The sequence below is a fragment of the Micromonospora sp. WMMD975 genome, from assembly GCF_029581215.1.
Lineage (GTDB): Bacteria > Actinomycetota > Actinomycetes > Mycobacteriales > Micromonosporaceae > Micromonospora.
Genome location: NZ_CP120739.1, coordinates 6,189,155 through 6,208,537, shown reverse-complemented (window position 1 = coordinate 6,208,537; position 19,383 = coordinate 6,189,155). Strand labels below are relative to the sequence as shown.

The following is a 19,383-nucleotide window of genomic DNA, read 5'->3' as shown; positions in this document are numbered from 1 at the left end:
TCCAGGTGGGAACCGTCGCGACCCGCCGCGCGTCTGAGACGGGTGACCACAAGCCTCGACCGCCGCCTGGCCGCGGTCCTCGTGCTGGCCCTGGCCCTGGCCGGCTGCGCGAGCCCGGAGAAGGAAGCCGCCGTGCCCGACCCCACCGGATCCACCGGCGCCGCGCCGGAGCCCTCCCCAACCGCGCCGAGCCCGGCCGTATCGAGCCCGGCAACCCCGGCCCCGGCAACCCCGGCCCCGGCCGCCTCCTCCGGCCGGCCCCCGCTCTCCACCACCGACCTGCCGACGCTCCGGCCACCGACCGGGCCGCCACGGCACCCCACCGACCAGCGGAAGCCCAACGTCCTCGCCGGCCGGATCAGCGACGGCGGTGCCGGCCCCTGTTACACGCTCGTCACCGACGACGGCCAGGAGCACGCCCTGTACGGCCCGGACCAGGGCACCTGGCCCGCCGGCACCTGGGTCCGGGTCACGGTCGGCCCGGCGCCGGAGGGCGTCGCATGCGGACCGGGCCGGCTGGTCGGCCTGCTGCGCATCGAACGCGTGGCCTGACCGCGCACCCCGACTCCGCCCGGAGAAACCCCTGATCCTGCCCACCTGCGGGGCCGGTGGGCAGCCGGCGGCCCTAGGCTGTGCCTCATGACCGACCAGCGCGGCGGACCCGCCGACGAGTCCTGCGTCCTGCCCGAGGGGCCGTGGACGCACCGGTTCGTCGGCGCCAACGGCAGCCGGTTCCACGTCGTCGAGGCGGGCACCGGCCCGATGGTGCTCTTCCTGCACGGCTTCCCGGAATACTGGTACGCCTGGCACGAGATGCTGCCGGCCGTCGCCGACGCCGGCTTCCGCGCGGTCGCCGTCGACCTGCGCGGTTACGGCGCGAGCGACAAGCCACCCCGGGGGTACGACGGTTACACGCTCGCCGCCGACGTGGCCGGCCTGATCCGGGCGTTGGGCGAGCGGTCGACCACAGTGGTCGGCACCGGCGTGGGCGGGCTGATCGGCTGGACCGCCGCATCGTTCCACCCCACCCTGGTACGCCGACTCGTGGTGCTCGGCGCGCCGCACCCGCTCCGGCTGCGGGCCGCCATCGTCGCCGACCCGCGCGGGCAGTTCGCCTCGGCCACCGCGACGCTGAAGTTCCAGCTCCCCCGCTACGAGCACGTGCTGACCCGGGACGGCGCCGCCGAGGTGACGGAGATGCTGCGCCGCTGGGGCGGGCCGCGCTGGGTGGACGGCCCCGACTTCGCCGACTACGCCAGGTGCTGCCGGATGGCGATGCAGATCCCGCAGGCCGCGTTCTGCGCGCTGGAGGGCTACCGCTGGGCGTTCCGCTCGGCGCTGCGACTGCACGGCTACCGGTTCGTCAAGCTGATGCAGAAGCCGCTCGTCACGCCGACCCTGCAACTGCACGGCGCGCTGGACCGCGCGTCCCTCCCCCGCACCGCGCAGGGCTCCGGCCGCTACGTCAGCGCGCCGTACGAGTGGCGGCTGCTCGACGGCGTGGGCCACTTCCCGCACGTGGAGGCCCGGGACGTGGTGCTCGGCGAGATCCTGCGGTGGGCGAAGTCCTGACTCAGACCCGCTGCTCGCCCAGCCCGACCACCTCGGTCGCGGGCGCCCAACCCTGGTAGACGCCGAAGTCGAACGCCTCCAGGCCCATCGCCTCCGCCACCGGCCAACGCCCACCTGTGTACTCGACCCGCAGCCAGCCCTCGTGCTCGGCCAGCACGATGAACGGCTGCCCCTGCCAGGTGCAGGTGGTCCGCACGTACGCCAGATCGTCGACCTCGGCCGCCGGCACCACCCGGACGTACCGGCCGGGGCGTGCCTCGGTGAAACCCTCGTCGGGGTCGGGCTGGTAGAGACGGATGTCGTCGCCGTCCGGGCTGGCCTGGTATTCCCGGCCCCGCCAGCGCGCCACGTAGCCGTCGCGGGTCACGCCTGGTCCGCCTTCTGCCAGCGCAGCGCGTCGGAGTCGAGCGTCGCGACGAGCCGGGCGTCCCCGTCGGCGCCGATCCGCCACAGCTGCGCACCGTGCGGCAGCCGGGCACTGTCCACCTTGAACTCGGCGATCACGTCGCTGTTCTCGCTCGGCGCGAAGCCGTTGCCGCGGAACGGCGGACGCTCGATCACCCAGCCCTCCATCGCCCGCATCGCGGCCTCGTTCTGCCCGCCGTACGGGATCCGGTAGAGGCTCGGCCGGTAGGCCGGCCAGCGCAGCAGGTAGAGCTCCTCGTCGGCGCGGGAGAAGGGGGAACCGGGATGGCCGAGACCGAGCGCGTCGTACAGCTCCGCCGGGGTACGCAGGTGCGCCAGCTCGCCGGCCCGGTGCACGAAGCCGGAGACCCGGTCGTAGCCGCGCTCCAGGTAGTAGGCGAGTTGGCTCGCCGCGACCGCCTTCTGCATGGTCACCGGCGGGCTCGGCGGCGTCGCCGCCGTATTCCGGCGGGGCTCGGCGGCCGGCGCCGGCCCGGAGGCGGACGGTTCCGGCTCGGTCTCCGGGTCGTCGCCGAGCCCCACCTCGGCGGCCCAGTTCGCGAGCGCCAGCACCTGTTCCCCCGGGTACGCCGCGCCGACCAGGCTGCCCGGGTTGATGAGGAACGACCAGTTCTCGTCCGGCCAGCACCGGATCAGCTGGACGAACTTGACCCGGATCGTGTCGACGGGTCCCTCCGTGTGTTCGGCGAGCCGCTCCGGCGAGGTGTAGACCGCCACGTAGCGCACCCCGTCGACGGTCTCCGTGCGCCAGGCGAAACCCGGGTCACCTGGACGGCTGCCCGGTGCCGAGTCGAACGCCACCGGCAGCATCACCCGGGCCAGCAGCAGCGTGGTGAGGAACCCGTCCGCGTTCCCGCTGCCGGTCGCCGCCAGCAACTCCTCCTCCACCGTGTTCGCCGGCACGAAGTCCGGCTCCGCCGGCTCCGCCCGGGGAGCCGTCACCCGCTGGTCGACGGTCCGCTCCGCAGTGCCGGGGACGTGGGGCGGCTCCGTCGGCGCAGCCGACGGAGCGAACAGCGACGCGGTCGGCTCGCCCGACGACCCCGGCGCGAAGTGCGCGGTGGTCGGCTCGCCGGGCGACGCAGGCGTGAACAGCGCGGTGGTCGGCTCGTCCGGGGACGCCGACGCGAACAGCGGCACCGTCGGCTCGGCCGGCGACGCGGGTGGGCGTAGCGCGGTGGTCGGCTCGTCGGGCGACGCGGGCTCGAACAGCGACACCGTCGGCTCGTCGGGCGACGACACCGGATCGAACAGCGACGCAGTGGGTTCGCCGGGCGACGCGGGCTCGGACAACGCCACCGTCGGCTCACCGGACGACGCCACCGGATCGAACAGCGACGCCGACGGCGCGCCGGGCGAGGCGGGCGCGAAGAGCGCGGTGGTCGGCTCGCCGGACGCCGACGGCGCGAACAGCGGCACCGTCGGCTCGGCCGGCGACACCGGTTCGAACAACGATGCGGTGCGCTCGTCGGCGACTGACGCCGTCGGGGCCGGCTCGGCCGGGGCCGGCTCGGACGACGGGGTGGTCGGCTCGAACAGCGGCGTGGTCGGCTGGAACAGCGACACCGTCGGTCCATCGGAGGACACGGGTGGCCCGGTCAGGTCGCCCGGCTCGGCCGCCGCCCAACCCGCTTTCGGCGGCGGGTCCGGCCAGCCGGAAGTCGCCGTTGCCGGTTCGGCCCCAGACGGCTCAGGACCGAACGGCTCGGCACGGAGCGACTCGGCACGGAGCGACTCGGCACGGAGCGACTCGGCACGGGACGACTCGGCTTGGAGCGACTCGGCCGTCGGGCGGTCGTCGGTCCGGGCGGGCTCGTTGAGATCGGCCGCGCCGACCGGGGACGTTACCGGGGGGTCTGCCGGTCGGGGCACGGTCGGCCCGGAGGGGGTCGCCCACGACGCGGCGGGGCCGGCAGCGTACCCGTCGGCGGCCGGCGGCGTGGACCCGAACTGGCCGGGAATGGTGAGGTCGCGGGCCTCGATGACGGTGCCCTCGATGACTATCGGGGTGAAGTCACGACGTGACGCGGGCGGCGCGGACACCGGCTCGACGATCGACGGCGGCAGTTCCTCCGTTTCCGCGGGGGCGTCGAGGGACTCCCAGCGGTCCGCAGGGGTCGGAGCCCACTCGTCCGGCGGCGCGGAGGCGGCCGGCGCGGGCTGCCGGCGGGGCAGCGTCCGGGTGGGGTCCTCGGCCGGGCGGGCCGGCCGGAACGACGGTGCCGGATCGGCCGGCCGCGGTGCCGGCGTCGGCACGTCCGCCCCCGTCGGGAACGCCCGCGTCGGGTCCTCGGGCACCGGCTCGTTCAGCGGCCGGCGTCGGGGAAACGGCTGACCACCGGCGAACCGGGAGGGCGGCGTGCCCCGCTCGGCGGACCGGCGGGACGTGTCGAGCGGGGAGGACCGCCGGGACGGGCGGCCGGAGGTGGGTTCGAAGAAGGATCGGGCTGGTGGCGGCGCTGCCACCGTCGGCGTCTCGTCGACCGCCGCGGCCCGGCCGGCGGCGAACGGATCCGGCTCGTCCGGCCGGTGGCGCAGGTCGGTGAGCCAGCCGTCAAGCGCGTCGGAGTCGGCGCCCTCGCCGACCCCGGCCCGGTCGCCACCGTCGCCGGCCGCCGGCCGCGGACGACGAGGCGGTACGGTCGGCACGCGGCGGCCCGGCCCGGGAGCGGTGCGCATCGGCACGGTGGCGGGCTCGTCGGGCTCCGCCGCCCACCCGCCCCGGCCCCGCGGGACCGACGGCGGTGGACCCAGGGACGGTGGCACCGACGGCGGCGGCACCGACGGCGGCGGGACCAAGGGCGGCGGGACCAAGGGCGGCGGCACCGACGGCGGCGGCACCGGAGCTGCCGGAACGGAAGCGGCGGGCACCGGGACGGTCGGCGCCTCGGGGGCGGGCTCGGGCGTGCCGTTGCGGGCGGCCCGGGTGGCGCTCTCCACCCGCTGCAACCGGGCCCGGGCACCCATGGTCCGGCCGGGCAGCCGGACATCCCCCCGGGAGAGCTGCGCGACATACCAGGCGGGCAGGTAGCCCTCGATCGGCAGGCCCGGGTTGACGGCCAGCCACCACTCCGGGTCGGGCCATCCGGCGGCCAGGTCCACGTACGGCACCCGGCGGGTGGCGCCCGCGTTCTCACCCAGGCTGGCCCGCAGCGCGGCGACGGAGGTGAACGCCAACACGTGCGTGCGGCCCCCGGAGGTCCAGGTGCCCCACCCCGCGGTCGACCCGCCGGCGACCGGCAGCACCAGATCGACGTGGGCCAGGACGCGGAAGTATTGCTGCTGGTCCTGCGCGTGCAGCGCGTCCCGCATCGCCACCTCGGCCTCGGTGGCCGGCTCCCATCCGGTCACGGCCACCTCTCCTTCCGTGCACCGGCCACAGGTATCGCCTACAACCTACAAGGTGGTAACAAGATCACAATCCCTGGCCATCGACGGTCGGCCCCGGCCTCGATGAGGCGCTAACATCGCGTTCCGGAGTCGACATGTTACGGAGGTCGTCGATGCCTCGGCCGTTCACCCACCGGACCGTGGCCACTCTGGCGACCTTCCTCGTCACCGGCCTGCCCGCGGCGCCGGCGGCGGCTCGCGCGCCGTCCGGCTGCGCCGCCCCGCCCGCGCCGGCCCGCCCGGTGGTCGAGCAGCCGTGGCCCCAGCAACGGTACGCGCCGGACCGGCTCGCCCCGCTCGCGACCGGCGCCGGCGTGGTGGTGGCGGTGGTGGACTCGGGGGTGGACCGGTCGCACCCGCAGCTCGCCGGCCGGGTGCTGGCGGGCGCCGATTTCCTCGACCCGGGCGGGGACGGCACCCGCGACTGCGCCGGGCACGGCACCGGCGTGGCGAGCATCATCGCCGCCACGCCGCGACCGGGCGTCGCATTCCACGGGCTCGCGCCGGGCGCGCTCATCCTGCCGGTGCGGGTGAGCGAGCAGCAGGTGGTCGAGGGACGGGAGTCCGGGCGCACGGTCGACGCGGCCGACTTCGCCCGGGCCGTGCGCTGGGCCGTGGACCACGACGCCGACGTGCTCAACCTCTCGGTCGTGCTGTACGCGGACGACCCGGCCGTGCGCGCCGCGGTCGCCTACGCGGTGCGGCGGGACGTGGTGGTGGTGGCCGCCGCCGGCAACCTGCACGACAACGGCGATCCCCGGCCCTACCCGGCGGCGTACGACGGGGTGCTCGGCGTCGGCGCGATCGGGCGGGACGGGGTGCGCGCCGCGTTCTCCCAGACCGGCCCGTACGTCGATCTGGTCGCTCCCGGCAGCGAGGTGCTGATGGCCGCGCCCCGGCAAGGCCACCACCGGGCCGAGGGGACCAGCTATGCCACCCCGTTCGTGGCCGGCACCGCGGCGTTGCTGCGCCAGTATCGTCCCGGCTTGAGCGCGGCCGAGGTCGCCGCACGCATCGTCGGCGGCACGTACCCGGCCCCGGGGCGCGGTGAGGGCTACGGCGCCGGGGTGCTCAACCCGTACCGCGCGGTGACCGAGTCGCCCGGCGGGGCGGGCGCCGCTCGCCGGAATGGCGTCGCGCTCCCGGCCGACCGGCCTGATCCGGCGGCGCTCGACCGTCGCGCCCGCCGCGCCGCGGTGCGGGAGCGGGCGTTGCTGGTGGCCGGCGTGACCGGTGGCGCGACGGCACTTGTGGCGCTGCTCGCCGTGGTGCTGCCCCGGGGGGCGCGCCGGCGCTGGCGTCCGGCCGGGCCGGTCTGACCGGTCGGACCGCCGGCTCGTGGCCCGGGCGCGGCGCCCGGGCCACACCGGAGTCAGTGGAACAGGTTGGCGTTGCGCTTCTCGGTGTCGAGGTAGTCGGACGCGGAATCCTCCACGGCGAGCTTGATGTCGCGCAGCATCGCCTGGAGGTCCTGCGAGGCGGCCCGCCACCGGGACTGTCGCTGCTCGTACGCCTCGCGGGCCGCGCCGTTCCAGCTCGCCACAAGTGGCGCCGCGTCCCGTTCGAGCTGCCCGAGCTGACTCTCCAGTGTGGTCAGCGCCCGTTGGATGTCGGCGCCGGCCTGATGCAGGGCGGCGAAGTTGACGACCAGCACACCATGCTCCATCGGTTCGTTCCTTTCCGGAGGTCTAGAGCGGCAGCTGGATGCCGCGGTTGGTGCCCGACACCCGGCCGGCGGCCTCGGTGTCGGAGGCGTCGTAGTGCCGCCCGGCGGTGCGGATCGCGGTGGCCGTCTCGCGCAGCGCCCGCTGCAGGGCCGTCTGGTCCTGCGCCCACTGCTGCTTGACCTGCTCGAACGAACGCCCACCGGCGCCCCGCCAGGCCTGCTGCAACACCTCCAGCTCGGCCATCAGGCCGCTGAGCATGGTCTGGAGCGACTGATCGGCCTGCTCGAACTTCGCGGCGGTCTGATGCATCACCGCGGCCTCTGCCTGGGTCTGGGACATCCCGGACGTCACCTCGTCTCCTCGGTCGTGGCTGGCCACCGTGTGGCCACCGTGGACTCGTCGCGCGGCGCTCGCGGCCGCCGGAGGGGAGGGAGACGGCGGGCGCACGCGTCGACGGTTTTCGTCGCTGACGGTAGCCGCATCACTCCGGTTCTGCTACCCCCCAGCCCTCCCCTGTGGACAACGAGGCCACTACGATGAGCCACGGCGACGTCACCCGGCAGCCGGGCGAGGAGGTGCGGTGACCGCGACCACGGCGGAACGGCCCCCGCCCGCATCCGTGCCGGCGTCGCCGTGGAGACGCCGCACCCGCACCCGGTTCCGCGCCGGTCAGGTCGTGATGACGCAGGTCGCGGGCGCCGTGCTCGTGGCGTCCGCCGGGCGGGGCGTCGCGTTCACCACCGTCGCGGTGCTGGCGGCGACGTTGCTGCTACCCGCCGCGTGGGTCCGCTACCGGGGCCGCTGGCTGCACGAATGGCTCAGCGTCGGGCTGGCGTACCTCGGCCGTCGCCGCGCCCTGCCGGCCGGGGCCGATCCGGCGGCGGTCCTGGAGCTGGTCGGGCCGGGCACGGTGGCGCACGCGGCGGAGCTGGCCGGCGGCCCGGCCGCCGTGCTGCACGACGCCGGCGGGCTGACCGCGCTGCTGGAGCTCGGCGACCCGGACGACCTGTTCGGTGACCGCCCACAGGCGCTGCCGGCGCCGCTCGACCTCCTTCCCACCGTCGGACCGGAGAGCCCGCCGGTCCGGCTCCAGCTGCTCTTCTCGGCGTCGCCCGCGCCCGCGCCGGGCGTCGCGGCCGGTCCGGCCGGCACGTCGTACCGTCAGCTCACCGACGGCCGGGTGGCCGGGCGCGCCCGGGTGGTGCTGGCCCTGCGGGTGCTGCGGGCCGACGGCTGGTCGGACGAGGAGCTGCTGCGGGCGCTCTCCGGCACGGTCCGGCGGACGGTCCGCCGGCTCGGCCCGCTCACCGGCACGCCGCTCGGCGTGCCGGCGGCACTGCGGGTGATCGCCGAGCTGGCCCACCACGAGGCCGGCGCGCCGGCCCGGGAGACCTGGCCGCTGCTCACCGTGGGTGGGCTGGCGCAGGCGACCTGGCGGCTGCGCCGGTGGCCGGATCCGCGCGGTGAGGCCGCCCGAGGGCTGGTTCCCCGGCTGCTGGCCGTGCCGGCCACCGCCACCACAGTCGCACTCCGCGTCGGCCCCCGCGCCGACTCCGCGCCGGTCCCGGCCGAGCTGACGGTACGGGTGGCCGCCGCGAGCGCGGCGGAGTTGTCGGTGGCCGAGCGGGCGCTGAACCGGGTGGCCGGCGGTGCCGGCGGCGAGCTGTGCCGCCTCGACGGCGAGCACCTGGCGGGGCTGGCCGCCACCCTGCCACTGGCGGTTGCGGGTTCGGGTGCGCCCCCGGCCGGGTCACCGCCGGCGGCGCCGGACCTGCGGGTCGGCGGGTCCGGCCTGATGGTGGGTGCCGACCGGCGGGGCGGCCCGCTCACCGTGCGCCTGTTCCGGCCGGCGACGACCCGGGTGCTGCTTGTGGGCGGCGTGCCCGCCGCGCAGCTGCTCGTGTTGCGGGCGCTGGCGCTCGGCGCCCGGGTCGCGGTGCAGACCGCCCGGCCCCGGGCGTGGGAGGCGTTCGTCCGCGGGGCCGGGGGGCCGGGCGGCGTGATGCCGCTGCTCCCGCCGGGGCGGCCGGTCGGTGGCGCGCCCGGTTCGCCGCTGCGGCCGGCGCTGCTCGTGGTCGACGCCGGTCCGGTGCCGCCGGAGGTCGGTCCGGCGGCGGCGTGGCAGTCGGTGCTCGTGGTCCGCGACGAGCTGACCTCGGCGGACGCGCCCGCGCTGGCCCGCGCGGACCTGGCTGTCCTCCAGCCCCTCGACCCGGCCGAGGCGGCGCTTGCCGGCGCGGCGCTCGGCCTCGGCCCGTCCGCCGACTGGCTCACCCGGATCCGCGACGACATGGTGGCGGTGGTCAACCGCCGGGCACTGCGGTGGGCGCTGCTCTCGCCGACCCCGGTCGAGTCGCAACTGGTCGGTCACCCGGTCCGCCGCTGAAGCGGACAGGGTTCCGCCCGTGGAACCGGCGTGGCACGATCCCGGCCATGGATTTTCTGAAGGGCCTTCTGATCCGGGTGGGCACGACGGCGGTGGCCTTCTGGCTCGCCACCCTGCTCATCCCGGGCATCACGCTCGACTCGGACTCGGCCACCGAGACGGTGACCACCCTGGTGCTCGTCGCGGTGATCTTCGGCGTGGTGAACGCGGTGCTCCAGCCGATCATCAAGACCGTGGGGTGCGGCTTCTACCTGCTCACCCTCGGCCTGATCGCGCTTGTGGTGAACGGCCTGCTCTTCCTGCTGACCAGTTGGATCGCCGGAGAGGCCGGGCTGCCGTTCCACGTCGACGGGTTCTGGCCGGCGGCGGTGCTGGGCGCGCTCTTCGTCGGCATCGTCACCTGGATCCTCGGCGCCGTCCTCGACCGCGACTGACGGTCCCGGTCGGTCGCCGGTACCTGCGATCCGGCGACCGACCGGCCCGGCCACCGACCGGCCCGGCGCGTGGGCGATCCAACGGGCGGGCGGTCCAACGGGCGGGCGGTCCAACGGGCGGGCGGTCCAACGGGCGGGCGGTCCAACGGGCGGGCGGTCCAACGGGCGGGAATTGGCAGGTGTCCGGCGCGGGGAGAGGCACTACGCTCGGCCGGGTGTTCACCCTGACCCGCGCGGACGGCTACCAGCTCAGCACCGACCCGGGCCGGCTCGACCTCGCCCGGGTGCACACCTGGCTCGCCAGGGACGCCTACTGGGCGCTCGGGCGGGACCGGGAGACGGTCGAGCGCGCGTTCGCCGGATCGATCGGCTACGGCGTCTACCGGCCCGGCGACGACCGGCAGGTGGCGGTCGCCCGGGTGGTCACCGACCGGGCCACGTTCGCCTGGCTCTGCGACGTCTACGTGGAACGGGCCGAGCGGGGTCGCGGGTTGGGCACCTGGCTGGCGGCCGGCGTCCGCGACCACACGGCCGAGCTGGGCGTACGCCGGATCCTGCTGGCGACGCTCGACGCGCACGGGGTGTACGGCAAGCTCGGCTTCCAACCCGTCGCGGCGGACCGTTACCTGGAGCTGGACCAGCGGTGACGCCGGTCACCGGAAAGGACCAGTAACGCATCGACCGCTTACGGTGGACGGGTGAACCAGCTCCGCCTCGGCTACCTGTACGGCATCGGCGCGTACCTGCTCTGGGGTTTCTTCCCGATCTACCTCAAGCTGCTCCGCCCGGCCGGGCCGGTGGAGATCCTCGCGCACCGGATCATCTGGTCGGTGGCGTTCGTGGCGCTGCTGCTGGCGGCCATGCGGCACGTCGGCTTCCTGCGGACGCTGGCCCGACGACCCCGGGCGCTGGCCGGCATCACGCTCGCCGCCGCGCTGATCGCGGTCAACTGGGGCACCTACATCTACGGCGTGACCTCCGACCGGGTGGTGGAGACCGCGCTCGGCTACTTCATCAACCCGCTGGTGTCGGTGCTGCTCGGCGTCGTCGCGCTGCGCGAACGGCTACGCCCGGCGCAGTGGGGGGCGCTCGTCGTCGGCGCGCTCGCGGTGGCGGTGCTCACCGTCGACTACGGGCGGCTGCCCTGGCTGGCGCTCACCCTCGCGTTCAGCTTCGCCGGCTACGGCCTGGTCAAGAAGCGGCTCGGCCTGCCCGCCGTCGAGGGACTCTTCGTCGAGTCGGCGGTGCTGGCGCTGCCCGCCCTGGCCTACCTGGCCTGGCTGTCGACCCGCGGCGACTCGACGTTCGGCCACGTCTCGGCCGGGCACACGGCGCTGCTGGTGCTGGCCGGCGCCGCCACCGCGATCCCGCTGCTGCTCTTCGCCGGCGCGGCGAACCGGCTGCCGCTGTCCACCCTCGGCATGTTGCAGTACCTGGCGCCGATCCTCCAGCTCGGCTGCGGCGTGCTGATCTTCCACGAGCCGATGCCCCCGGCCCGGCTGGCCGGTTTCGCCCTGGTCTGGCTCGCCCTGGCGGTCTTCACCGTGGATGCGCTGCGCCAAGCCCGCCGCACCCGCGCCGCCGCGCGGGCCGCCGCCCTCATCCCCGCCCCAGTTCCGCCCATCAGCGTGCGACAGAGGGGTGTGGGGGACCGTCAGCGGAGGTCGTAGGAGAGGACCGGGGCGTCTTCGCCGCGCATCAGGTCCAGGCGGACCAGTTCGCCTTTCGTGAATCGGGTGACGCCGGAGAAGCGCAGGTCGTCGCCGGGGGCCGCCAGCCAGGAGCCGATCTGCTCGGTCGCGCCGTCCGGGCCGTGCGCCACCAGCCGGAACGTGTACGCCTCGCGGTGCCCGGCCCGCCGGTCGTAGCCGCAGTGCATGGTGACCTCGGTGCCCCACGGCGTCTCGGTCAGGCCCACCTCGGCGTGCACCGGCGCCGTCCCGGCCACCGGCCGCATCGAGGTGAGCGCCACCGGCCGGGTGGCCGGCTCCGCGGGCGGTCGGAACACGGTCACCCCGACGCCGGCGAGCACCGCGAGCGCGGCGGCGGCGAGCGCGGTCAGCGCGTACCGCCGCCGGGAGCGGGACCGGTCGCGGCGCCGCCGCTCCCGCGCGGCGTCGAGCAGCGCGGGCACCCGGGAGGTTTCCGGCCCGACCTCAAGGAACTGTTCCAGCCCGGCCGGGTCGAGACGGCCCAGCAGGCCGGGGAGTACGGCGATCTCGGCCACCGCCTCCCGGCAGGCGGCGCAGCCGGACAGGTGCCGTTCGTAGGCGACCCGGTCGGCCGGGGCGAGGGCGCCCAGCACGTACGCCCCGTCGTCGTGCGCGAACTCGCAGCGGGTCATCCGGTCACCCCCATCTCGGCCAGCACCAACCGTAGTGAGCGCAGCGCATAGTGGGTGCGCGACTTCACCGTGCCCGGCGGCACGCCCAGCCGGGCCGCCGCCTCCGCCACCGACCGGCCCTGGTAGAAGCACTCGACCAGCACCTCGCGGTGGGTCGGGCTGAGCCGGTTGAGCGCCTCGGCCACCGTCCACGCCTCCACCGCGCGCTCCGTCTCGTCGACCGTCTCGGCGGTTTCCGGCAGTTCGTCGGTGTAGACCTCGCCGACCCGGGCGGAGCGGCGACGCCAGGCGTCGATGGCCAGGTTCCGGGCGGTGGTGAAGAGCCAGGCGCGGACCGAGCCGCGTCGCGGATCAAGTGACTCGGGGTGCCGCCAGGCCCGCAGGAGCGTCTCCTGCACCAGGTCCTCGGCCCGCGGCCGATCGCCGTTGACCAGTCTCAGGGCGTGCGCGTACAGCGCGTCGGCATGTTCGTCGTGCAGCGCGCGCAGCAGTTGGGCGTCGTGGTCACTGATGGCGGTACCTCGCTTCCGGCGGCGGGAGACCGGGGGTTACGTCCGCCCTTCCAGGCGTTGCGTCCGCCCTTCCATACGTGCGGTGACGCCGAACGGTTCAGCCGCAGGTCGGGCCGAGCCCGCGCGCCGCGGCCGTTCTAGTGTTCGGTGGCGATCCCGTCGGCGATCGCCCGGGCGGCGGTGAGCAGCTTCGCCCGGACCACCCGGGCCGAGGTCATCATCTCGCTGGCCGGCAGCGCGCAGGCAAGCACCACCCGGCGCTCGATGTCCTTGTCCGGGGCGACGAGGACCGCTGCGCACGCCACGCCCTGCCGGAACTGGCCCAGCTCCAACTGCATGCCGCGCCGGTCACCGGCGGCCAGGTCGGCCTCGAACGCCTCGACCGAGGTGAGGGTGGCGGTGGTGAACGGGCGCATCCCGTACTCGCGCAGGTAGCGGAAGCGTTGCTCGGCGGTGAGCGTGGCGAGCAGGCTCTTGCCGAGCGCGGTGGCGTGCGCGCCCTCGTCGAAGCCCGGCACCATCTCCTCCAAGTAGGGCGAGCGCGGCCCCTCGGCGCAGGCGGTCACCGCCACCTGCCCGCCCACGAAGCGACCGAGGTAGTGGCTCCAGCCGGTGTCCGCCGCGGCCCGGCGCAGCGCCTCACCGACGGCGGGCGGACCCCGGAACGCGGTGACCAGCTCGCGGTAGCGGTCGGCGATCTCCAGCCCGACGATGTAGGTGCCGTCCTCGCGTCGGATCACGTAGCCCTCGTACGCCAGCGTCCGCACCAGGTGGTAGGTGGTGGCGACGGTCAGCTCGCAGCGTCGGGCGATCTGCTTCACGGTCAGGCCCCTCGGCGCACGGCCGACCGACTCGAGCACTCGAAGCGCCCGAGAGACGCTCCGGATCAGATCCGAAGGTTCCGCCAAGGGGTCGCGCACAACCACCTCCGCCGCCGGGGACATACACCATATGAAAAAGAGGCCGAGTGCGAAATGCCTGTTCGGGTGGAGGATGCCAGATCGGCGGACACAGAACGTGCTCCGACAGACACGATCAGCAGCGAAAACTCGGCCGGCGTAGGTTTGCCGACGATGACCGAAACAATTTCACGATCCGGCCCTCCGGTGCCGAGGCGCGCGGTCCGGGTCGGCGCCGGCGCCACCGCCACCACGATCGCCTGCGTCCTGCCGGTCTTCCTGGTCGGCGGCCTGGCCGTGCAGCTCGGCGACGAACTCGGCTTCAGCCCGACCGGGCTGGGCCTGGCCGTCTCGGTCTACTTCGGCATCAGCGCGCTCGCCTCGGTGCCCTCCGGCGCCCTGGTCGAGCGGTACGGACCGACCCCGATCGCCCGCGCCGCCATCGGGCTCTCCGCCGGCTCGCTGCTGGCCGTGGCGGGCCTCGCCCGGTCGTACCCGGTGCTGGTGGCGCTGCTGGCGCTCAGCGCCGCAGCCAACGCCCTCGGCCAACTCGCCAGCAACGCCGTGCTGGCCGAGCACGTGCCCGCCCACCGGCAGGGGCTCTCCTTCGGCGTGAAGCAGGCCGCCATCCCGGTCTCCACGCTGCTGGCCGGCGCGGCGGTGCCCACCGTCGCCCTGACCGCCGGCTGGCGCTGGGCGTTCGTGGCCGCCGCCGCAGCCGCGTTGGCCGCGCTCCCGGCCGTACCTCGATCCGGCCGGGACCGCCGCACCCGCACCGCCTCCGCCGGACGGGGCGGCGGCACGGCCGCGCTCGTGGTGGTCGGGCTGGCCGCGACGCTCGCGGCCGGCGCGGCGAACGCGCTCGGCACGTTCCTGGTCGACTCGTCGGCCGCCCGCGGGCTCTCCCCCGGGCTCGCCGGCCTGACCCTGACGCTCGGCAGCGCGGTCTGCGTGGCGGCGCGGGTGGGCGTCGGCTGGCTCGCCGACCGGCGGACCGGCGGGCACGTCGTGGTGGTCGCCGGGCTGCTGGTGGCAGGTTCGGTGGGGCTGGTCCTGCTCGCGGTGGCCGGCACCGCGCCGCTGGTCGTGGGCGTGGTGCTCGGCTTCGGTCTGGGCTGGTCGTGGCCCGGGCTGTTGAACTTCGCCGTGGTCCGGCTCCACCCACAGGCCCCGGCCGCCGCCACCTCGATCACCCAGACCGGCGTGTACGCGGGCGGCTGCGTCGGCCCGCTCGGCCTGGGCGCGCTTGCCGGCACGGCCGGCTACCCGACGATGTGGCTCACGGCGGCGATAGCCATGCTCCTGGCCGCCCTGCTCATGCTCCTGACCACCCGCCGCACCCTCTCACCCACCCCGCCCGGCCCGACCCCGCCCGGCCCGACCTCGCGTCGATCATGAGGTTAGCGGCGCGACACGCCGATCCCGAGAGCGCCAACTTCATGATCACCGGGGCCGGAGCCCGGGGGTGGGGGGTGGGGTGGGGGTCAGCTTGTGCGGTCGGCTATGTAGTCGCAGAGGGACTCCAGGGCGCGGCGCGCGGGAGTGTCCGGGAGCGGGGCCAGACGGGCGCGGGCGTCCTCGGCGTAGCTGCGGACCGTCTCCCGGGCCCGCTTCAGCGCCGGGGACTCGCGGAGCAGGGTGAGCGCCTCGGCGTGCAGCGCGTCGTCGACGAGCGGGCCGGTGGCCAGGATCTCCCGCAGGCGTACGCTCGCCGCGTCCAGGTCGTCGCTCGCCAGCGCGTAGAGCACCGGCAGGGTGGGCACGCCCTCCCGCAGGTCCGTGCCGGGTGTCTTGCCGGACTGCATCGACTCGCTGGCGATGTCGAGCAGGTCGTCGGAGAGCTGGAAGGCGACGCCGATGATCTCGCCATAACCGGCCAGGGCCTCGACGTGCGCGGCGGGCGCACCGCCGAACATGCCGCCGAAGCGGGCCGAGGTGGCGATCAGCGAGCCGGTCTTCTCGGCGATCACGTGCAGATAGTGGGCGACCGGATCGGTGTCCCGCGGGCCGACCGTCTCGGCGATCTGGCCGTGCACCAGGCGGGCGAAGGTGCGCGCCTGAAGTCGTACCGCCTCCGGGCCCAGGTCGGCCGCGACGTCCGCGGCCCGGGCGAAGAGATAGTCACCGACCAGGATCGCCACCGAGTTGGTCCAGCGGGAGTTGGCGCTCGGTGCGCCCCGCCGCACGGCCGCCTCGTCCATCACGTCGTCGTGGTAGAGCGTCGCCAGGTGGGTGAGCTCCATCACCACGGCCGCCGGCACGACCTGAGCGGTGTCCGGGTCACCGAACTGGGCGCACAACGCCACCAGCAGCGGGCGGAACCGTTTGCCGCCGGCCTCCAGCAGGTGCCGGGCCGCGTCGGTCACCAACGGGTCCGCGCTCGCCACGCTCGCCCGCAGCTCCGTCTCGACCCGGTCGAGCACGCCCAGCACGGAGGCTTCGACGCGCGGGTCGGCGAGGTGCAGGCCGAGCGCGCCGAACTGACCTGAATGCTCGCCAGCCGGGTTCACCACGTCTTCAACCATGCCACACCCGTTCGACAGGCCCGGTGAGGGGGATACGGACCGGGGGCCGGCACGCCACGGCGTGCCGGCCCCCGGGTGGAACCGCCTCTGTCATCTGACGAATTCGGCCGCGCCCGTGGTGAGGTCGAGCAACGGGCCGGGGACCACGCCGAGAACAAGCGTGGCGAGCACGCCGATGACGAGCGCCGCCGAGGTGAGCGCGCCCGGCACGGTCACCGTCGGGGTCGCCTCACCCGGCTCGGAGAGCCACATCATCACCACGACCCGCAGGTACGGGAAGGCCAGCACCATGCTGGTGAGCACGCCCGCGATCACCAGCCAGGCCTGGTTCGCCTCCAGCGCCGGAGCGAAGACCGCGAACTTGCTGGTGAACCCGCTGGTGAGCGGGATACCGGCGAAGGCCAGCAGGATGAACGTGAAGATCGCCGCGAAGAACGGCGAGCGTCGGCCCAGCCCGGCCCAGCGGGACAGGTGGGTGGCCTCGCCGTCGGCGTCCCGCACCAGCGTCACCACGGCGAACGCGGCGAGCACCGAGAAGCCGTACGCGGCCAGGTAGAACATCGTGCCGGAGAGCCCTTCCTTGCTCGGGGCCAGCACGCCCACGAGCAGGTAGCCGGCGTTCGCGATCGACGAGTATGCCAGCAGCCGCTTGATGTCCGTCTGGGTCACCGCCAGCACGGCGCCGACCAGCATGGTCAGCACCGCCACCACGCCGATCACCGGCGTGAAGTCCCAGGAGGCCCCGGCGAACGCGACGTGGAACACGCGCAGCAGCGCGCCGAACGCGGCGACCTTGGTGCAGGCGGCCATGAAGCCGGTCACCGGCGTCGGCGCGCCCTGGTAGACGTCGGGCGTCCAGACGTGGAACGGCGCGGCGGCGGCCTTGAACAGCAGGCCGATGGCGAGCAGCGCCATGCCGGCGAAGAGCAGCACCTGGCTGGATGCGGACTCACCGACCGCGGCGTGCACGGTGGCGAAGTCGACGCCCGCGCCACGACCCGGGATCCCGGCCGTGAAGCCGTAGATCAGGGCGACGCCGAACAGGAAGAACGCCGAGGCGTACGCGCCGAGCAGGAAGTACTTCATCGCCGCCTCCTGGCTCAGCAGCCGCCGGCGACGGGCCAGCGCGCAGAGCAGGTAGAGCGGCAGGGAGAAGACCTCGAGCGAGATGAACATGGTCAGCAGGTCGTTCGCCGCCACGAAGATCAGCATGCCGCCGATCGCGAACGTCATCAGCGGGTAGACCTCGGTGGCCCCGCCGACGCCCTCGGCCTGCTTCCGGTCCTCCGGCGACTCGGCGGTGACCGCGGCGTGCGCCACGAACGCGCCGCCCCGTTCCACCGTGCGCTCACCGACGAGCAGCAGCGCCATCGCGGCCAGGACCAGGATGGCGCCCTGGAGGAAGAGCGTCGGCCCGTCCACCGCGAGCGCCCCGCCGGCCGTGATCAGCCGATCGTCGGCGTTCAGGATCACCATGGTGATCGCGCCGAGCACCGCCACCAGGGCGAGCGCGAGCTGCACCGCGTTGCGCAGGCGACGCGGCACGAACGCCTCGACCAGGACGCCCAGCAGGGCGACGCCCAACATGATCAGAATGGGAGCGAGCGCCGCGTAGTCGATCGACGGCAGCTTGAGCTCGGTCATTTTGCGGCCTCCTGGACGCTGCCGACCTCAGGGGCGGGATCGGATTTGCCGACGTCCTGCATGGTCGCCTGGACGGCGGGGTTGATGACATCGGTGACCGGCTTGGGATAGAAGCCGAGCAGCACGATCAGCGCGATCAACGGCGCCACCACCACCTTCTCGCGCAGGCTGAGGTCCCGACGCATGCCCTCGGACTCGGCCAGCGCCGGGTTCAGCGTGCCCTGGGTGGTGCGCTGCACCATCCACAGCACGTACGCCGCCGCCAGGATGATGCCGACGGTGGCGATCACCGCGACCGGCTTGTTGACGGTGAACGTGCCGATCAGCACCAGGAACTCGGACACGAACGGCGCGGTGCCGGGCAGCGCCAGCGAGGCGAGACCGGCGAAGAAGAGCACGCCGGCAAGCACCGGCACCAGCTTGCCCGCCCCGCCGAAGTCGCTGATCAGCGACGAGCCGCGCCGGGCGATGAGCATGCCGACCACCAGGAAGAGCAGGCCGGTCGCGAGCCCGTGGTTGAGCATGTAGAGCACCGCGCCGGTGCCGGCCTGGGTGGTGAAGGCGAAGATGCCCACGCCGATGAAGCCGAAGTGCGCGATCGAGGTGTACGACACCAGCCGCTTCAGGTCCTTCTGCCCGACCGCCAGCAACGCGGCGTAGATGATGCCGATCACGCCGAGCGCCAGCGCCCACGGCGCGAACCAGCGCGACGCCTCCGGGAACAGCGGCAGGCAGTAGCGCAGGATCCCGAACGTGCCGACCTTGTCCAGCACGCCGACGAGCAGCGCTGCCGCGCCGGCCGGAGCGGCGCCACCGGCGTCCGGCAGCCAGGTGTGGAACGGGAAGAACGGTGCCTTGATCGCGAAGGCGAGGAAGAAGCCGAGGAACAGCCAGCGGGCCGTGTTCGTGGCGAACTCCGCCTGGCTCAGCGCCTGCCAGTCGAAGGTCTTCCCGCCGACCACCCAGAGCCCGATCACCGCGGCGAGCATGAACAGACCGCCGACGAGCGAGTAGAGGAAGAACTTCACCGCCGCGTACTGCCGCTGGTGGCCGCCGTAGCTGCCGATCAGGAAGTACATCGGGACCAGCATGACCTCGAAGAACACGTAGAACAGGAAGACGTCGGACGCGGCGAAGACGCCGATCATCGTGCACTCGAGGACGAGCAGCAGCGCGAAGTAGACCGGCACCGAACGCTTCGACGACTCGGCGTCGTGCCACGACGCCAGGATCACCAGCGGCACCAGGATCGCGATCAGCATCAGCATGACGAGCGCGATGCCGTCGACCTCGAAGGTGAACCGCACGCCCCAGTTCGGGATCCACGCGTACGACTCGCGGAACTGGAACCGGTCACCGCCGGCGGAGAAGGCGAACCACATCACCACCGAGAGCACAAGCACCAGCAGCGACCAGCCGAACGCCACCAGCTTGGCCAGGTCCGGCCGCTTACGTGGCAGCAGTGCCACCACCAGGGCGCCGACCAGCGGCGCCACGGTCAGCACCGAGAGGAACGGGAAGTTGGACATTATTCGGCCTTACCTCCGTCGTGACTGCGTGGCCCGCCGGCGGGGGCGGCCGCGT

18 protein-coding genes are annotated in these 19,383 nt (G+C 74.4%); 8 read left to right on the top strand and 10 right to left on the bottom strand.

Annotation, left to right across the window (positions count from 1 at the left end; all coding sequences use genetic code 11):
• The first annotated feature begins 42 nt into the window (after nt 1–42).
• On the top strand, nt 43–552 hold the full coding sequence (locus tag O7613_RS27890) for a hypothetical protein (protein WP_282290862.1): 510 nt from the start codon (nt 43–45) through the stop codon (nt 550–552).
• 87 nt (nt 553–639) lie between these two features.
• Nucleotides 640–1,572 (top strand): alpha/beta hydrolase, encoded by a 933-nt coding sequence (locus O7613_RS27885; protein ID WP_282290860.1) that lies wholly within the window; start codon nt 640–642, stop codon nt 1,570–1,572.
• Between the two features lies 1 nt (nt 1,573).
• On the opposite strand, the gene O7613_RS27880 is transcribed toward O7613_RS27885, so the two are convergent.
• Together O7613_RS27880 and O7613_RS27875 are read right to left on the bottom strand one after the other, a co-directional pair.
• Nucleotides 1,574–1,939 (bottom strand): hypothetical protein, encoded by a 366-nt coding sequence (locus tag O7613_RS27880; RefSeq protein WP_281585417.1) that lies wholly within the window; start codon nt 1,937–1,939, stop codon nt 1,574–1,576.
• Entirely contained in the window at nt 1,936–5,349 is a 3,414-nt protein-coding gene (locus O7613_RS27875) for an SseB family protein (protein ID WP_348775389.1), read from the bottom strand. The genes O7613_RS27880 and O7613_RS27875 overlap by 4 nt, the downstream gene beginning before the upstream one ends.
• A 152-nt stretch (nt 5,350–5,501) precedes the next feature.
• Here O7613_RS27875 and mycP point away from each other — a divergent pair, with 152 nt between their 5' ends.
• Nucleotides 5,502–6,707, top strand: a complete 1,206-nt coding sequence (gene mycP, locus O7613_RS27865; protein WP_282290857.1) for a type VII secretion-associated serine protease mycosin — start codon at nt 5,502–5,504, stop codon at nt 6,705–6,707.
• Nucleotides 6,708–6,760: 53 nt separating this feature from the next.
• On the opposite strand, the gene O7613_RS27860 is transcribed toward mycP, so the two are convergent.
• Together O7613_RS27860 and O7613_RS27855 are read right to left on the bottom strand one after the other, a co-directional pair.
• On the bottom strand, nt 6,761–7,054 hold the full coding sequence (locus O7613_RS27860; protein WP_281585419.1) for a WXG100 family type VII secretion target: 294 nt from the start codon (nt 7,052–7,054) through the stop codon (nt 6,761–6,763).
• Nucleotides 7,055–7,076: 22 nt separating this feature from the next.
• A complete protein-coding gene (locus O7613_RS27855) occupies nt 7,077–7,394 on the bottom strand; it encodes a WXG100 family type VII secretion target (protein ID WP_281590557.1) in 318 nt (105 codons plus the stop codon).
• A 241-nt stretch (nt 7,395–7,635) separates the two neighbouring features.
• Here O7613_RS27855 and eccE point away from each other — a divergent pair, with 241 nt between their 5' ends.
• The 4 genes from eccE to rarD all read left to right on the top strand — a co-directional run bounded on the left by eccE (nt 7,636) and on the right by rarD (nt 11,545).
• The gene (gene eccE / locus O7613_RS27850; RefSeq protein WP_282290855.1) at nt 7,636–9,441 is read left to right on the top strand and encodes a type VII secretion protein EccE; all 1,806 of its coding nucleotides are present in this window, start codon (nt 7,636–7,638) and stop codon (nt 9,439–9,441) included.
• A 47-nt stretch (nt 9,442–9,488) separates the two neighbouring features.
• Nucleotides 9,489–9,875, top strand: coding sequence for a phage holin family protein (locus tag O7613_RS27845; protein WP_281585421.1), 387 nt, complete (start codon nt 9,489–9,491; stop codon nt 9,873–9,875).
• Between the two features lie 215 nt (nt 9,876–10,090).
• Nucleotides 10,091–10,522: a GNAT family N-acetyltransferase gene (locus O7613_RS27840; protein WP_281585422.1), complete on the top strand. Its 432-nt coding sequence runs from the start codon at nt 10,091–10,093 to the stop codon at nt 10,520–10,522.
• A gap of 51 nt (nt 10,523–10,573) precedes the next feature.
• On the top strand, nt 10,574–11,545 hold the full coding sequence (gene rarD / locus O7613_RS27835) for an EamA family transporter RarD (RefSeq protein WP_282290853.1): 972 nt from the start codon (nt 10,574–10,576) through the stop codon (nt 11,543–11,545).
• Here the strand turns inward: rarD and O7613_RS27830 are convergent.
• The 3 genes from O7613_RS27830 to O7613_RS27820 form a co-directional block, all read right to left on the bottom strand.
• A complete protein-coding gene (locus O7613_RS27830) occupies nt 11,530–12,219 on the bottom strand; it encodes a zf-HC2 domain-containing protein (protein WP_282290851.1) in 690 nt (229 codons plus the stop codon). The two genes, rarD and O7613_RS27830, sit on opposite strands and share 16 nt — an antisense overlap.
• Nucleotides 12,216–12,731, bottom strand: coding sequence for a sigma-70 family RNA polymerase sigma factor (locus O7613_RS27825; RefSeq protein ID WP_282294631.1), 516 nt, complete (start codon nt 12,729–12,731; stop codon nt 12,216–12,218). Before O7613_RS27825 ends, O7613_RS27830 begins: the two co-directional genes overlap by 4 nt.
• Before the next feature lie 137 nt (nt 12,732–12,868).
• Nucleotides 12,869–13,651 carry an IclR family transcriptional regulator C-terminal domain-containing protein gene (locus tag O7613_RS27820; RefSeq protein WP_281585425.1) on the bottom strand — a complete coding sequence of 261 codons (783 nt, stop codon included), beginning with the start codon at nt 13,649–13,651 and terminating at the stop codon, nt 12,869–12,871.
• A gap of 153 nt (nt 13,652–13,804) precedes the next feature.
• On the opposite strand from O7613_RS27820, the gene O7613_RS27815 reads away from it, so the two are divergent.
• Nucleotides 13,805–15,028 carry an MFS transporter gene (locus tag O7613_RS27815; RefSeq protein ID WP_282290848.1) on the top strand — a complete coding sequence of 408 codons (1,224 nt, stop codon included), beginning with the start codon at nt 13,805–13,807 and terminating at the stop codon, nt 15,026–15,028.
• Between the two features lie 86 nt (nt 15,029–15,114).
• On the opposite strand, the gene O7613_RS27810 is transcribed toward O7613_RS27815, so the two are convergent.
• The 3 genes from O7613_RS27810 to O7613_RS27800 all read right to left on the bottom strand — a co-directional run bounded on the left by O7613_RS27810 (nt 15,115) and on the right by O7613_RS27800 (nt 19,328).
• The gene (locus O7613_RS27810) at nt 15,115–16,155 is read right to left on the bottom strand and encodes a polyprenyl synthetase family protein (RefSeq protein WP_282290846.1); all 1,041 of its coding nucleotides are present in this window, start codon (nt 16,153–16,155) and stop codon (nt 15,115–15,117) included.
• A gap of 90 nt (nt 16,156–16,245) precedes the next feature.
• A complete protein-coding gene (nuoN, locus tag O7613_RS27805) occupies nt 16,246–17,799 on the bottom strand; it encodes an NADH-quinone oxidoreductase subunit NuoN (protein ID WP_282290844.1) in 1,554 nt (517 codons plus the stop codon).
• On the bottom strand, nt 17,796–19,328 hold the full coding sequence (locus O7613_RS27800; RefSeq protein WP_282290842.1) for an NADH-quinone oxidoreductase subunit M: 1,533 nt from the start codon (nt 19,326–19,328) through the stop codon (nt 17,796–17,798). The genes nuoN and O7613_RS27800 overlap by 4 nt, the downstream gene beginning before the upstream one ends.
• Nucleotides 19,329–19,383: the final 55 nt, after the last annotated feature.